General features: G+C 74.5%; 10 protein-coding genes. 5 read left to right on the top strand and 5 right to left on the bottom strand.

Going from position 1 to position 13894, the window contains the following annotated elements; all coding sequences use genetic code 11:
* Positions 1-1092, bottom strand: a complete 1092-nt coding sequence (gene hemE / locus TK50_RS10285) for a uroporphyrinogen decarboxylase (protein ID WP_043962538.1) — start codon at positions 1090-1092, stop codon at positions 1-3.
* 206 nt (positions 1093-1298) lie between these two features.
* Here hemE and TK50_RS10280 point away from each other — a divergent pair, with 206 nt between their 5' ends.
* Positions 1299-1871, top strand: coding sequence for a DUF3000 domain-containing protein (locus TK50_RS10280; protein ID WP_043962537.1), 573 nt, complete (start codon positions 1299-1301; stop codon positions 1869-1871).
* Positions 1872-2040: 169 nt separating this feature from the next.
* Here the strand turns inward: TK50_RS10280 and TK50_RS34805 are convergent, their stop codons facing one another.
* Both TK50_RS34805 and TK50_RS10270 read right to left on the bottom strand, forming a co-directional pair.
* On the bottom strand, positions 2041-3060 hold the full coding sequence (locus tag TK50_RS34805; protein ID WP_043962536.1) for a hypothetical protein: 1020 nt from the start codon (positions 3058-3060) through the stop codon (positions 2041-2043).
* Between the two features lie 86 nt (positions 3061-3146).
* On the bottom strand, positions 3147-4337 hold the full coding sequence (locus tag TK50_RS10270) for a S1C family serine protease (protein ID WP_082106395.1): 1191 nt from the start codon (positions 4335-4337) through the stop codon (positions 3147-3149).
* Positions 4338-4722: 385 nt separating this feature from the next.
* Here TK50_RS10270 and TK50_RS10265 point away from each other — a divergent pair, with 385 nt between their 5' ends.
* The 4 genes from TK50_RS10265 to TK50_RS10250 all read left to right on the top strand — a co-directional run bounded on the left by TK50_RS10265 (position 4723) and on the right by TK50_RS10250 (position 10448).
* The gene (locus TK50_RS10265) at positions 4723-6051 is read left to right on the top strand and encodes a ribonuclease D (RefSeq protein ID WP_043962534.1); all 1329 of its coding nucleotides are present in this window, start codon (positions 4723-4725) and stop codon (positions 6049-6051) included.
* A 259-nt stretch (positions 6052-6310) separates the two neighbouring features.
* On the top strand, positions 6311-7504 hold the full coding sequence (locus tag TK50_RS10260) for a thiolase family protein (RefSeq protein WP_043962533.1): 1194 nt from the start codon (positions 6311-6313) through the stop codon (positions 7502-7504).
* The gene (locus TK50_RS10255; RefSeq protein ID WP_043962532.1) at positions 7501-9570 is read left to right on the top strand and encodes a 3-hydroxyacyl-CoA dehydrogenase NAD-binding domain-containing protein; all 2070 of its coding nucleotides are present in this window, start codon (positions 7501-7503) and stop codon (positions 9568-9570) included. The genes TK50_RS10260 and TK50_RS10255 overlap by 4 nt, the downstream gene beginning before the upstream one ends.
* A gap of 164 nt (positions 9571-9734) precedes the next feature.
* Positions 9735-10448: a hypothetical protein gene (locus TK50_RS10250; protein ID WP_043962531.1), complete on the top strand. Its 714-nt coding sequence runs from the start codon at positions 9735-9737 to the stop codon at positions 10446-10448.
* Between the two features lie 93 nt (positions 10449-10541).
* Here the strand turns inward: TK50_RS10250 and TK50_RS10245 are convergent, their stop codons facing one another.
* Together TK50_RS10245 and TK50_RS10240 are read right to left on the bottom strand one after the other, a co-directional pair.
* A complete protein-coding gene (locus TK50_RS10245; RefSeq protein WP_043962530.1) occupies positions 10542-10925 on the bottom strand; it encodes a VOC family protein in 384 nt (127 codons plus the stop codon).
* A gap of 277 nt (positions 10926-11202) precedes the next feature.
* A complete protein-coding gene (locus TK50_RS10240) occupies positions 11203-13743 on the bottom strand; it encodes a malectin domain-containing carbohydrate-binding protein (protein WP_043962529.1) in 2541 nt (846 codons plus the stop codon).
* Positions 13744-13894: the final 151 nt, after the last annotated feature.

The raw sequence follows: 13894 nt of genomic DNA, 5'->3' as shown, positions 1-13894 counted from the left end.
CTACTCGCCCGGGCGCGCGGACACCTCGTGCACCAGCGCGACCACCCGGGTCAGCACGTCCGGATCGGTCTCCGGCAGGACGCCGTGACCGAGGTTGAACACGTGGCCGGGGGTCGCCCGCCCCTCGGCGAGGATCCGCTGCACCTCCGCCTCGACCACCGGCCACGGGGCGAACAGCACACACGGGTCGAGGTTGCCCTGCACGGCCTTGTCGGCGCCGATCCGGCGGGACGCGACGTCCAGCGGCGTACGCCAGTCGACGCCGACCACGTCCGCGCCGGCCTCGCCCATCGCGGGCAGCAGCTCGGCGGTGCCCACCCCGAAGTGGATCCGGGGCACCCCCGCGTCGACCAGCCCGGCCAGCACCTTCGTCGAGTGCGGCAGCACGTAGCGCCGGTAGTCGGCCTCGGACAGCGCCCCGGCCCACGAGTCGAACAGCTGCACCGCCGACACCCCGGCCTCGACCTGCACCCGCAGGAACGCCAGCGTCACCTCGGCCAGCCGGGCGCACAGGGCGTGCCACAGCTCCGGCTCGCCGTACATCAGGGCCTTGGTCTTGGCGTGGGTCCGCGACGGCCCGCCCTCGACCAGGTAGCTGGCCAGCGTGAACGGGGCACCGGCGAAGCCGATCAGCGGGGTGTCGCCCAGCTCGGCGACGAGCAGCCGCACCGCCTCGTCGACGTAGGAGACGTCGGCGCGGGTGATGGGCCGGATCCGCTCGACGTCGGCGAGGGTGCGCACCGGCTCGGCGACCACCGGCCCGGTGCCCGCGACGATGTCCAGCTCCACCCCGGCGGCGGCCACGGGCACCACGATGTCGCTGAACAGGATCGCCGCGTCGACCCCGTGCCGGCGTACCGGCTGGAGGGTGATCTCGGCGACCAGCTCGGGCCGGCGGCAGGACTCCAGCATCCCCACGTTCTTGCGGATCTCGCGGTATTCGGGGAGGGAGCGGCCGGCCTGGCGCATGAACCAGACCGGGGTGTGCGGGCCGGGCTCGCGCCGGCAGGCCCGGACGAACGGCGACCCGCCCGTCCCGCTGCGGCGGGGTTCTCCGTCTCGGGCGGCGGTGCCCGTCGTCTCGGTGCTCATCGCGGCTATCGTGCCACGCCCCCGGACCCCCTCCCCCACCCCCGCCGCCTTTTGTGACGTGTAAGGAAGGGCCCCCTGTCAACGCATCCGGTAGCGAGGGGTTCCCCGCTCACCATCCACCGTTCGCGGCACCCGCGAGGGCCGCCGCCGCAGGCCGTCGGCGTGCCGTTCCGGCGGCCGGGCGGCGGGCGGCATAGGCTGCCGGCATGGCCCCCCCGATCGCGCTCCCGGAGACCTTTGCCCGCGCGGTCGCCGGGCTGCGGTCGGCCGCGCCCCGATCGGAGATCGTCCTGGAGGAGGTCGGCGCGCCGCAACGCCTCGCGCCGTACGCCTTCGCGCTCTCCGCGACGGTGCTGCGCGACGACGACGAGGTGGCCACGGGGCGGCTGATCCTGTTGCACGACCCCGCCGGGCACGAGGCGTGGCAGGGCACCCTGCGGCTGGTCACCTACGTCACGGCGGAGCTGGAGATCGACCTTGCCGCCGACCCGCTGCTGCCCGGCGTGGGCTGGACCTGGCTGACCGACGCGCTGGACGCGCAGGACGCCCCGCACCGGGCCATCGGGGGCACGATCACCCAGACCATGTCGACCCGGTTCGGCGACCTAGCCGGGCCGCCGGCGGCCGGCGACATCGAGATCCGGGCCTCGTGGACCCCGCTCGGCGAGGACCTGACCCCGCACCTGATGGCCTGGTGCACCCTGCTCGCCTCGACGGCGGGCCTCCCCCCGCCCGGGGTGACCGCCCTGCCGGACCGCCGCCCGGCCGGCGCCGCCTGACCCACCGCCCAACACTCGCCGCACGACGCCCGCCGCAGATCTTGGAAGATTTCGGCCCCTGGAGGGGCCGTTTCGCTCCAAGATCCCCGGGTGCCGGGCCCGGCGCAGCCCCGCCCCGCCCGTCGTGGCGTGGGCGGGGCGGGGTCGGGGACTTCCTACCTGCGCGACGTCAGAGGTAGTTCTCGGCCTCGTCGCAGACCTTGTTCATGCCCTCGGTGGCCTTGTCGTACGCGGCCTTGTTGTTCGCCGCCGCGGCCGTCAACGCGCTGGTGAGCTTGTCGAGGCAGGTGGCGATGACCTTCTTCTGCCGGGCCTGCTCGTCCCGGTCGTTCCGCGTGCCGGTGAGGTCCTGCTCGGTGTTGGAGAGCTTGTCTCGCACGGCCTGCAGGTCGGTCTTGAGCTTCTCGATCTCGGTCTTGTTCGCCGCGATCGTGCCGTCCCGCTCGCTGACCTGGCCGGTCAGCCGCTTCTCGGTGCGGTCCAACTCGCTGCTCTTGGTCACGTAGAGGCCGGTCATCACGCCGCCGAGGACGAAGAGCAGCCCGGCCACCACGGCCAGGACCAGCACCTTGCGCCCGCCCCGGTTGGCGGCCGGCGCCGGGGCGCCGTAGGGCGGCGTCGTGCCGGGCGGGCCGTAGGACGGCGTCGCGCCCGGCTGGCCGTAGGGCGGCATCGCGCCCGGCGGACCGGACATCGGCTGGCCGAAGGCCGGGCCCGAGGCGGGCGGCACCGACATCGGCTGGCCGAACGCTGGCGACGGCTGCCCCGGCCCGGAAACCGGCGGATGCCCGGCACCGGAAACCGGCGGGTATCCGGCACCGGAGACCGGTGGCGTCGACACCGGCGCGGCGAACGGCTGCGTCGGCTGCGGCTGCGGCGCGCTCTGCTGGACCGGGGCGAACTGCTGGGTCGGCTCCGCCGCCGGCTGCGGCGTCCCGTACTGACCCGGGGCGAACGGCTGCGTCGGCTGGGTCGGCTGTGTTGGCTGCGGCGCGCTCTGCTGGACCGGGGCGAACTGTTGGGTCGGCTCCGCCGCCGGCTGCGGCGTCCCGTACTGACCCGGGGCGAACTGCCGGGTGGGCTCCGCCGGCTGGCCCGTCGGGTCGTACTGCGGAGGCACGGGCTGGCCGGGGCCGCCCGGCGGCGGATACGGCGGCTGGCTCCCCGGCCCGGTCGGTGGCTGCGACATTCTTCTCTTCCTCCAGGTGGGGCGGCCCGTGGCCGGGGCCGCGACGAACCGGCTGGTACGGGACGGACGGCGCGGAGCGGCCGAAGTCAGCAGATCCGGAAGCCGTCGCAGGCGACCTTGATGGGTACGGCGAGGCCGATGCCCTCGGCGTCGCGGGCCTTGGCGGTGGCGATGCCCACCACCTGCTTCTGGCCGTTGATGACCGGGCCACCGGAGTTGCCGGGGTTGATCGGCGCGTCGAACTGGATGACCGGGCCCGAGCCCTGGCCTGCCTCGCGGAAGGCGCTGACCACGCCGGTGGTGACGCTGTCCTGCAGGCCGAGCGGGGCGCCGACGACGACGATCTGCTGGCCGGGCTTGACCGCGGCGGGCGCCGTCACCAGCCCGGTGAACTTGCTGGTGGTGCGCAGCTGGGCGATGTCGTTGACCTCGTCGACCTTGACGATGGTGGCCGGGTAGCGCTGGTCGGTGCGTTCGAGGAAGACCTCCCGGCCGCCGCCGACCCAGACCGACTCGACCACGTGGAAGTTGGTGAACAGGTTGGTGCCGCCGCCGGTGTCGGGCTTGCCGACCGCGAAGGCGGTGCCGGTGAACTGCCCGGCCCGGACCCGGAAGACGCTGGGCAGGACGGCGGTGGCCACCGCCTCCGGGTTGAACTGCGCCCCGGCCTGCTTCTCCAGGGCCTGCGCCCGCTGCTCCAGGCCGTCGAGCCGGGCGCCGTCGCCGCTCTGCGCGGTGGCCAGCCGCTGGTCGGTGTCGGCCAGCCGGTCGGAGAGCCGACTGATCTGGTACGCCTGCACGCCGCTCACCACGGCCAGGACCAGGGCGAGCCCGAACGCGACGAACGTCAGCGCCCTGCCCCGGGGACGCGGGGTGGCCCCGCCGGCCGGGGCGGACGCGGGCCAGGCCGGCCCGGGGGCCGGGGACGCCCCGCCGTGCGGGTACGCCGGGCCGGGGACCACGGGCGACGGCGGCGCGGCGGCGTACCCGGCCGGGGGCTGCTGGCCGGCGGCGGACGACTGCTGCGGGGCGGCGGCGGGTGACTGCTGCGGGACGGCCGGCTGCTGCTGCGGGGCGGGCCAGCCGGCGGGCGCGGGACCGGACCACTGGCCGGGCGCGGCGGGCTGGGCGGGCGGGGGCGACGAGCCGGGCCAGTGACCGGGCGACGCGGCCTGACCGGCGGGCGGGTGGCCGCCTCCGGCCGGCGGGTAGGAGCCTGCGGCCTGCGGATAGACGGCGGCGCTGCCGCGGTGCGGGTCGAGCCGGGGCGGGTCCATGCGGGGCGGCAGCGGGCCGGGACGGGTGTCGCCGGCCGGGGTCGCGGCGGCGGGCGGCTCGCCCACCGGCGGCTCGGCGGGTCGCGCCGGGGCGGCCCAACTCCCGCCCGAGCCGTCGCCGGGCCCCTGCCCCGGGCCCGTCGCACCGTACCCAGCCGTCGTCATCGTCACGTCCTCCCCGTCGCCGCCCTGGTGCCCGCCGACGTCGGTTCCGTCCCGGGCGGCGGCCCGAAGGAACGTACCCGCGCCGCCGCGCTTTGTCTTCCCCGATGTCCGACCCTGGCATGCCGGGTCAAGTAGCCGACGCCGACCCACACCGCGCGACGCCGACACACACCGCACCCGGCTGCGCGCGCCGGATCGCCGCGCGCACTAGGGTTGTCAGGTGACCGACGAACCACCCCTGCGCCGTCGGGCCGCCGAAAGCCGTACGGGAAACGAGCCGCACCAACCGCCGTCGGCCGCGCCGGAGCCGGTGGACGCGGGGCCCGAACCGACCGTCGACGGGCCCGTGCCCCTGACCGCCCCCCGCGAGGGGACACCCGAGCCGGTGACGACCGAGGCCGGGCTGGCCGAGGTCGTGGCCCGCTTCGCCGCCGGCACCGGCCCGGTCGCCCTGGACGCCGAACGCGCCTCCGGCTACCGCTACAGCCAGCGGGCATATCTGGTGCAGTTGCGCCGGGCGGGGGCCGGCACCGCGCTGATCGACCCGCTGCCGCTGCCCGACCTGAGCAGCCTGGACCTGGCCATCGCCGACGCCGAGTGGGTGCTGCACGCCGCCAGCCAGGACCTGACCTGCCTGGCCGAGGTGGGGCTGCGCCCGCGCCGGCTGTTCGACACGGAACTGGCCGCCCGGCTGGCGGGATTCGAGCGGGTCGGGCTGGCCGCGCTGACCGAGCAGCTACTCGGCTTCAGCCTGGAGAAGCACCACTCGGCGGCGGACTGGTCGAGCCGGCCGCTGCCGGAGTCGTGGCTCACGTACGCCGCGCTGGACGTGGAGATGCTGACCGACCTGCGTGACGTGCTCGACGCGGAGCTGGCCCGCCAGGGCAAGTCGGCGTGGGCGGCGGAGGAGTTCGCCGCGCTGGTGCGCAGCGTCGACCGCCCGCCCCGGGTCCGGGCGGAGCCGTGGCGGCGCACCTCCGGCATCCACCGGGTGCGCGGGGCGCGCGCCCAGGCGCGGATCCGGGCCCTCTGGTACGCCCGCGACCAGATCGCCGCCCGCCGGGACGCCGCGCCGGGCCGGGTCCTGCCGGACTCGGCGATCGTGGCGGCCGCCGAGTTGGACCCGAAGGACGAGAAGACGCTGCTGACCCTGCCGGGCTTCGGCGGCCGGTCGGTGCGCCGGTTGGCCCGCACCTGGCTGGCGGCGCTGGACGACGCCCGGGGGCTGCCCGACGACGCGTTGCCGGTGACCCCGGTGGTGGAGGGGCCGCCCCCGCCGCACCGCTGGGCGGAGCGGGACCCGGTGGCGGCGGGCCGGCTGGCCCGGTGCCGGGAGGTGGTGGTCCGGATCGCGGGCGAGCACGCCCTGCCGCCGGAGAACCTGATCGCCCCGGATTCGATCCGCCGGCTCGCCTGGACCCCGCCGGAGGAGGTGACCGAGGCGACGGTCGCCGAGACGCTGCGCGGCTTCGGGGCGCGCGAGTGGCAGCTCTCGCTGCTGGTGCCCGACCTGACCGCCGCGCTGGCGGGTCCGGCCCCGGCGGCCTGACGCGGCGACCTGACCCGGCAGCCGGGACCGGCGGCCGCCTGACGCGTGGCCCCGGGGCCGGCGGCGGTCGCGGGTCGGCGCTGCCGCCGCCCCGCGCCGGACGCCGCGCCGGTGTGGGGTGGGCCACACGGGGGGTGGTGTCGACGATGGTTACTGGCGAGTAGCATCCGAGGGACCACGCCCGTGCCGCGATCCTCGTTCGGTCCGTGGTGCCGCTGGTCGGCGACGTGGCCGAGTCAGGGTCGAAAAGGAGGCTCAAGTGCCCCGTGAAGTCCGCGATGTCGTCTTCGTCGACGGCGTCCGCACCCCGTTCGGCAAGGCGGGTGGCATGTACGCCAACACCCGCGCCGACGACCTGGTGATCCGCTGCATCCGCGAGCTGCTGCGCCGCAACCCGCAGCTGCCACCGGAGCGGGTCGAGGAGGTCGCCATCGCCGCCACCACCCAGATCGGCGACCAGGGCCTCACCATCGGCCGCACCGCCGCCCTGCTGGCCGGCCTGCCGAAGACCGTCCCGGGCTTCGCCATCGACCGGATGTGCGCCGGGGCGATGACCGCCGTCACCACCGTGGCCGGCGGCATCGCCATGGGCGCGTACGACGTGGCGATCGCCGGCGGCGTCGAGCACATGGGCCGGCACCCGATGGGCGAGGGCGTCGACCCCAACCCGCGGATCGTCGCGGAGAAGCTGGTCGACCCGTCCGCCCTGGTCATGGGGGCCACGGCGGAGAACCTGCACGACCGGGTGCCGCACATCACCAAGGAGCGCACGGACGCGTTCGCGCTCGCCTCGCAGCAGAAGACCGCGAAGGCGTACGCCAACGGCAAGCTCCAGGGCGACCTGGTGCCGATGGCGATCCGCGACGACGAGGGCGGCTGGGGCCTGGCCACGGTCGACGAGGCGCCCCGCGACACCTCGCTGGAGAAGCTCGCCACCCTCAAGACCCCGTTCCGCCCGCACGGCAAGGTCACCGCGGGCAACGCGGCCGGCCTGAACGACGGCGCCACCGCGAGCCTGCTCGCCGCCGAGGACACCGCCCGCGAGCTGGGTCTCCCGGTCGCCATGCGGCTGGTGTCGTACGGGTTCGTCGGCGTCGAGCCCGAGGTGATGGGCGTCGGGCCGATCCCGTCGACGGAGAAGGCGCTGCGCATCGCCGGCCTGAGCATCGACGACATCGACCTGTTCGAGCTGAACGAGGCGTTCGCCGTGCAGGTGCTCGCCTTCCTCGACCACTTCGGCATCGCCGACGACGACCCCCGGGTCAACCCGTGGGGTGGCGCGATCGCCATCGGTCACCCGCTCGCGTCCTCCGGGGTGCGGCTGATGACGCAGCTCGCCCGGCAGTTCGCCGAGCACCCCGAGGTCCGCTACGGCCTCACCGCCATGTGCATCGGCATCGGCATGGGCGGCACGGTCATCTGGGAGAACCCGCACTGGGAGGGCAACAAGTGAGCGCGCTCGCCGCACCGAACGAGGTGGTCACCCGGGCGCTGCTGCGCCAGGTGAACGTGCCGGGGCTGGCCCGCCCGGCCGCCCTGATCACCCTCGACAACGGATTCGACCACACCAAGCCGAACAGCTTCGGCCCGGGCGGCCTGACCAGCCTCGACGAGGCGATCACCGCCGCCCTCGCGGCGGACCCGGCGTTCGTCGCGGTCACCGGCAAGCCGTACATCTTCTGTGTCGGCGCCGACATCACCAGCCTGCCGCAGCTCGCCGACCGGGAGCAGGCCCTGGAGATCGGCCGGCTCGGCCACCGGGTCTTCGCCCGGCTGAAGGACAGCACGGTCCCGACGTTCGCGTTCGTCAACGGCGCGGCGATGGGCGGCGGCCTGGAGCTGGCGCTGCACTGCCACTACCGGACGCTGTCCGGCGGGGCGTCGGCCCTGGCGCTGCCGGAGGTCTCGCTCGGCCTGATCCCCGGCTGGGGCGGCACCCAGCTCCTGCCGCACCTGATCGGCATCCCGGCCGCCACCCAGGTGATCCTGCAGAACCCGCTGATGCAGAACAAGATGCTCAAGCCGAAGCAGGCCGCCGAGCTGGGCATCGCCGACGTGCTGCTGGAGCCGGCCGACTTCCTGGAGCGGTCCCTGCAGTGGGCGGCCGGCGTGGTGCGCGGCGAGATCACCGTGACCCGGCCCGAGGTCGACAGGGACATGTGGGCGGGCGTGCTCTACTTCGCCCGGCAGACCCTCGATGCGCGGCTGCACGGCGCGGTCCCCGCCGCGTACAAGGCGCTGGACCTGCTGGAGACGGCGAAGGACGCCGACTTCGCGGCCGGCACCGCCGCCGAGGACGAGGCCCTCGCCGACCTGATCTTCTCCGAGGAGCTGCGCAGCGGGCTCTACGCGTTCGACCTGGTGCAGCGGCGGGCCAAGCGGCCGGCCGGCGCGCCCGACAGGGGCCTGGCCCGGCCGGTGAACAAGGTGGGCATCGTCGGCGCCGGCCTGATGGCCAGCCAGCTCGCGCTGCTGTTCGCCCGCCGCCTCCAGGTGCCGGTCGTCATGACCGACCTCGACCAGGGCCGCGTCGACAAGGGCGTGGGCTACGTGCACACCCAGATCGAGAAGGCCGTCAGCAAGGGCCGGATGGACAAGGGCACGGCCGCCAAGCTGTACGGGCTGGTCAGCGGCTCGGTCGACAAGGCCGCGTTCGCCGACGCCGACTTCGTCATCGAGGCCGTGTTCGAGGACCTGGACGTCAAGAAGCAGGTCTGGGCCGAGCTGGAGAAGATCGTCTCCCCGGAGGCGGTGCTCGCCACGAACACGTCCAGCCTGTCGGTCACCGCGATGGCCGCCGAGCTGGAGCACCCGGAGCGGGTGGTCGGCTTCCACTTCTTCAACCCGGTCGCGGTGCTGCCGCTGCTGGAGATCGTCCGGGGCGAGCGCACCGACGACGCCACCCTGGCCACCGCGTTCGCGGTCGGCAAGCAGCTGAAGAAGTCGAGCGTGCTGGTGTCCGACGCCCCGGCGTTCGTGGTGAACAGGCTGCTCACCCGCTTCCTCGGCACCGTCTTCGCCGCCGTCGACGCCGGCACCCCGCTGGACGTGGCGAACGCCGCGCTGGACCCGCTGGGCCTGCCGATGCGCCCGCTCGCCCTGCTCCAGCTCGTCGGCCCGGCCGTGGCGTACCACGTGGGCGGCACCCTGCACGGCGCGTTCCCGGACCGGTTCGCCGTCAGCGAGAACCTGCGCCGGATCGCCGAGTCGGGTCAGCCGATCGTGGTCGACGACGAGATCAACGCCGACGTCGCCAAGCTGCTGGTCGTCGGCGACGAGCCGCTGACCGCCGAGCAGGTGCGGCGCAACGCGCTCGACGCGCTGGCGCAGGAGGTGCGGCTGATGCTCGACGAGGGCGTCGTCGCCGAGGCGCAGGACATCGACCTGTGCCTGATCCTCGGCGCGGGGTGGCCGTTCCACCTGGGCGGCGTCACGCCGTACCTGGACCGGACGGGCACCAGCGAGCGGGTGACCGGCCGGCGGTTCCTGCCGCCCGGCGTGGCCAGCCTGCCCGCCTGATCCTCCCCGCTCCCCCGCGATCGCGGCGGCCGGGCGTCCCTTTCGTGGGCGTCCCGGCCGCCGCGATCGTCGTTCACCTCACCTTCGCCCCGGCGGGGTCGGCGGCTGTCGGTGGGTCTGGCTACGATCACCGCTCCTGATCAACTAACTGGAGCTGAATCGACATGTCCCAGCCGTCGGGCAACCCCTATCCGCAGCAGCCCTACGGGGAGCAGCCCGCCCCGCAGCAGCCGGGCGGCTACCCGCCGCCGGCCGGCCAGCCCTACGGCGAGCCGTCCGCCGCGCCGCTGCCGCCGAAGAAGTCCAAGGCCGGCAAGATCGTGCTCATCGTCCTGGCCGTGGTGCTCGTGCTCTGCCTCGGCGGCGCGGCGATCACCTGGTTCGCCGTCAAGGACGAGGTCGGCGACGTGGTCGACGCCACCAACACCCGGGTCACCGCCCCGGCCACCCTCGCCGGCCGCAAGCAGGTCACCGACCCGGAGCTGACGAAGCTGTCGGACGAGCTGGTCGCCGACATGAAGTCGACCGTGCAGAACGAGACCAGCACCGCCGGGGCGTTCTACGGCGACGCAACGAAGCAGGACCTCGTGATGGTCGCGGCGGCGTCGGGCGTGCTGGCGGACCCGAAGAAGGAGCTGGACGACGCGATCGCCGGCCTCAAGACCCAGCTGACCGTCCAGGAGATGACCGCGACCGAGCCGGGCCCGCTCGGCGGCGAGGCGCGCTGCGGCGACGGCAAGACCGCGGGCATGCCGCTGGGCGTCTGCGTCTGGGCCGACCGGGGCAGCCTCGGCATGATCGTGGTGTTCTTCAAGTCCGCCAAGGAGGCGGAGGCAGAGTTCGTCACGATGCGCGGCCAGATCGAGCAGCGCTCCTGACCATCAGGCGACCGGGCCCCTCACGCGAGGCGGCCCAGGCGTGACCGGGCCGGGCCCCCGCGCGGTGCGCGGGGGCCCGGCCCGTTACCGGGGCTAGGCCGACGCGGCCCGCTCGGCGGCGCTGCGCAGCACGCAGAACTCGTTGCCCTCCGGGTCGGCGAGCACCACCCAGCCGGTGCCGTCCGGCCGCCGCTGGTCGTCGACCTGGGTCGCGCCGAGGGCGAGCAGCCGCTCGACCTCGGCGTCGCGGGACCGGTCGGCCGGCTCCAGGCACAGGTGGACCCGGTTCTTCACCGTCTTGCCCTCCGGCACCTGGAGGAACAGCACGGTCTCCCCGTCGGCGGTGAGCACCATCGCCTCCGGGTCGCCGGGGTGGTCGTCGGGCTGCCGCCCGGTGCCGAACACCTGCGCCCAGAACCCGGCCAGGGCGTAGGTGTCGTGACAGTCGATGCTGATGTTCCTGATCCGTGCGCTCACGGTCGCCTCCGTGGTGGAGTGGGCGCCCCGCGGGATCGACAGAGGTCAGCGGCGGGTGGAGCGGGGCGCGGGACTGGTCGTGGTGGACATCAACCGCACCTCCCTCCGGCCGTCGGGCTGACGGGGACGATCCTGGCACGCCACCGGCCGCCCCGCAACGCCGTTTCCGCCGGGACGCGCGGCGGGGCCCGGTCGACGCGTACCCCGGAAAGGGCACCGGCCCGGCGCCGCGCGAACGCGGAGCCGGGCCGGGGTGCCCCCGTGGTGCGGCGGGGGTCTACGGGCCGACGAAGACGGCCTTGGCGCGCCAGTTGACCCCGTCGACGGCGGGGCCGCTGACGGTGGTGAACGCGCCGGTGGGCACGCCGCCGGCCCACGCGGTGGAGGCCAGCGCGCCGGTCGAGCGGCTGACCCGGTAGAGGGTGCCGCCGGCGAGGAAGATCGACCCGGTGTCGGCGAACCCGGTCACCCCCGCGACGGTGAACTTGTCGGCGCCGACCGCGCCGCTGTCCGGGGTGAACCAGCGCCAGAACAGACCGTTCTGGCCGGCGAGGGTGTAGTAGAGCCGGCCGTTGGTGTAGAGCATGCCGGTGACGTTGGCGATCTCCGGGTAGAAGTTGGTGGTGACCCCGGCGTACGTCTGCCCGGCCGGGCCGGAGTCGGTCTCCACCGTGTCCCAGTAGGCGTCGTGGTACGGGTCGACGAGGCTCGGCGTGCCGAAGGTCGTCCCGTCGAAGGTGCGCCGCTGGAGCGCGCCGCCCATCCCGTAGAACAGGGTGCCGCCGACCCAGAACGCGCCCTTCGCCTCCGACCAGTCCGTGTCGTCGGGGTTGGCGACCGGGGTGGCCGCGCCGACCGTGGTCGCCCCGTCGTACGAGCGGGCCTGCACCTCGTCGCCGGTGCCGGCGGGCGGCGGGCCGGTCTTGACGATCTCGATGGCGTTGACGAGCGGGTTCTCCACCACGTGCCCGAAGTCGATGTCGACGTTGCCGTCGCTGACGATCGTGAACGCCCGCATGGTCCCGGTGTCGTGTCCCGGCGTGACCGCGAGGTCGAGGTCGTTCAGGACGAGCGTGCCGTCCAGGGTCACGTCGAAGACCCGCTTGCCGGGGGTGCCGGTGCCGGCGTACCGGTTGGCCAGGTAGAGCCGGACGGTGACCTCGGTGCCGGCGGGCACCGGGAAGTCCCACTGCATCTCCGGGGCGCCGGTGCCGTCCCACCGCTCGGTGCTGTAGAGCGCGGCCGGGGTGCCGGCCGGGACGGTCCCGTCGAGGTTGGGCACGACCCCGTAGCTCGCGGCGCTGCTGCCGGTGTTGTGGTACGGGCTGGGCGCGTCGGCGGTGTCGGCGCTCCAGTCCGGCCCGTTGTCGGTCGACGCGACGGCGGGGCCGGCGGCGTTGACCCGGTACAGCACGTTCGTCGGCACCGGCACGCCGGCCTGGTAGACCGTGCCGGGCAGGCCGGCCGTGGTGGTCGGGTGCGGGGCCTTGCCGCCGGTCAGCGGGAAGAACGCGATCCGCTCCCGCCGGTACTGGAAGTTGCCGATCCAGGACTGGTCGGAGCCCAGCCAGATGCCCTGCGGGGTGACCAGCATCTCGGCCACGCCGTAACCGCGCGGGTGCCGGCCCGGGTTCCACGACAGCGGCAGCCCGTTGCGCGGGTCGAGGGCGGCGATGCTGGCCCGGCCGATGGCCCCGGCCTGCGCGCTGTCGCCGCCGAAGGTGTTGTTGAGCCAGCGCAGGTGCCCGCCGACGTAGACGGCCTGCTCGCTGATGCCGACCGAGAGGAAGGTGTCGCCGCCGGAGTAGTTCACCCAGGTGGGCTGCTGGGCGTCGCCGGTCGCGGCGGCCTCCCAGCGGGCGGCGGTGTCGCAGAGCGACCCGCTGTACTGGCCGCCGGTGGTGACCACCACGAAGTAGCTGCCGTCCGGGGCGAAGGCCACGTCCCGCATGTACGAGTCGAACGCCTTCCACGAGCAGCGCGGGGTGTACCGGCTGGTGTTCCAGTCGGCGACGGTCGCGGCGGTCGCACCGAGGTCCAGCCGCACGATCTGGTCGTGCAGCACCCCGTCGGCCTTCTTGAAGTTGCCGATCACGACGAGCTGGGTGCCGTCCGGGGAGAGCGCGAGCTTCTCCGCGCCGACGCCGGCCTTGGACCCGCTCACCCCGTCGTAGTTGTGGTTCTCGGTGAGCGTGGTGGTCAGGTAGCTGTCCAGCGCGCCGGTGGTGGCGTTGAGCGAGGCGAGGCCGCCGCGCGGGTTGGCGTTGCCGGCGGTGGTGAAGATGCCGCCGACGAGCAGCCGGTCGCCGACCAGGGCGACGTCGTCGACGAGGCCGTTGAACGCCGGCCCGGCGAAGCTGGTCACGGTGGCCCCGGTGGCGACGTTGACCAGCGCCAGCTTGCGCCGGGTCACCCCGTTGACCGTGTTGAACTTGCCGGCCAGGTAGACCGTGCCGGCGGTCGGGCCGGCCGCCACCGCGTTCACCTCGTTGTCGACGACCGGCACGAAGGCGGTGTCCACCGCGCCGGTGGCCTTGTCGAAGGCGAGCACGTAGTTGCGGGTGATGTCCACGTCCGAGTTGCGGTTCTGCACCGTGGTGAACGAGCCCGCCGCGATGATCTTCGTGCCGGCGTCGTGGATGGCGAACACGGTGCCGTCCACGATGTCCGGCGACGCCGTGGACGGGACGGCGGAGACCACCTTGTCGTGGTCGGGCGCGGCGCTCGCCGGGCTGCCGGCGACGAGACCGGCGGCGGTCAGCGCGATCGCGGCGAGGACCGCCGGGGCGCGGCGGGTCAGGGACGAGGAACGAATCACGGGCAACTCCCGGAGCACGTGCGGACGGAGGTGCGGCTCACAGCCGGGCCGCCGGGGACGGCCGGCTCGGCGGCGCGCACCACGTGAGGCATGGCGCCATCACACCTTCACGCACCCGAGCCCGCCGAGTCCAGCGGCGCCGTCCGATTCT

It is taken from the genome of Micromonospora haikouensis (assembly GCF_000876225.1).
Lineage (GTDB): Bacteria > Actinomycetota > Actinomycetes > Mycobacteriales > Micromonosporaceae > Micromonospora > Micromonospora haikouensis.
This window is presented reverse-complemented; position numbering and strand designations above follow the sequence as displayed.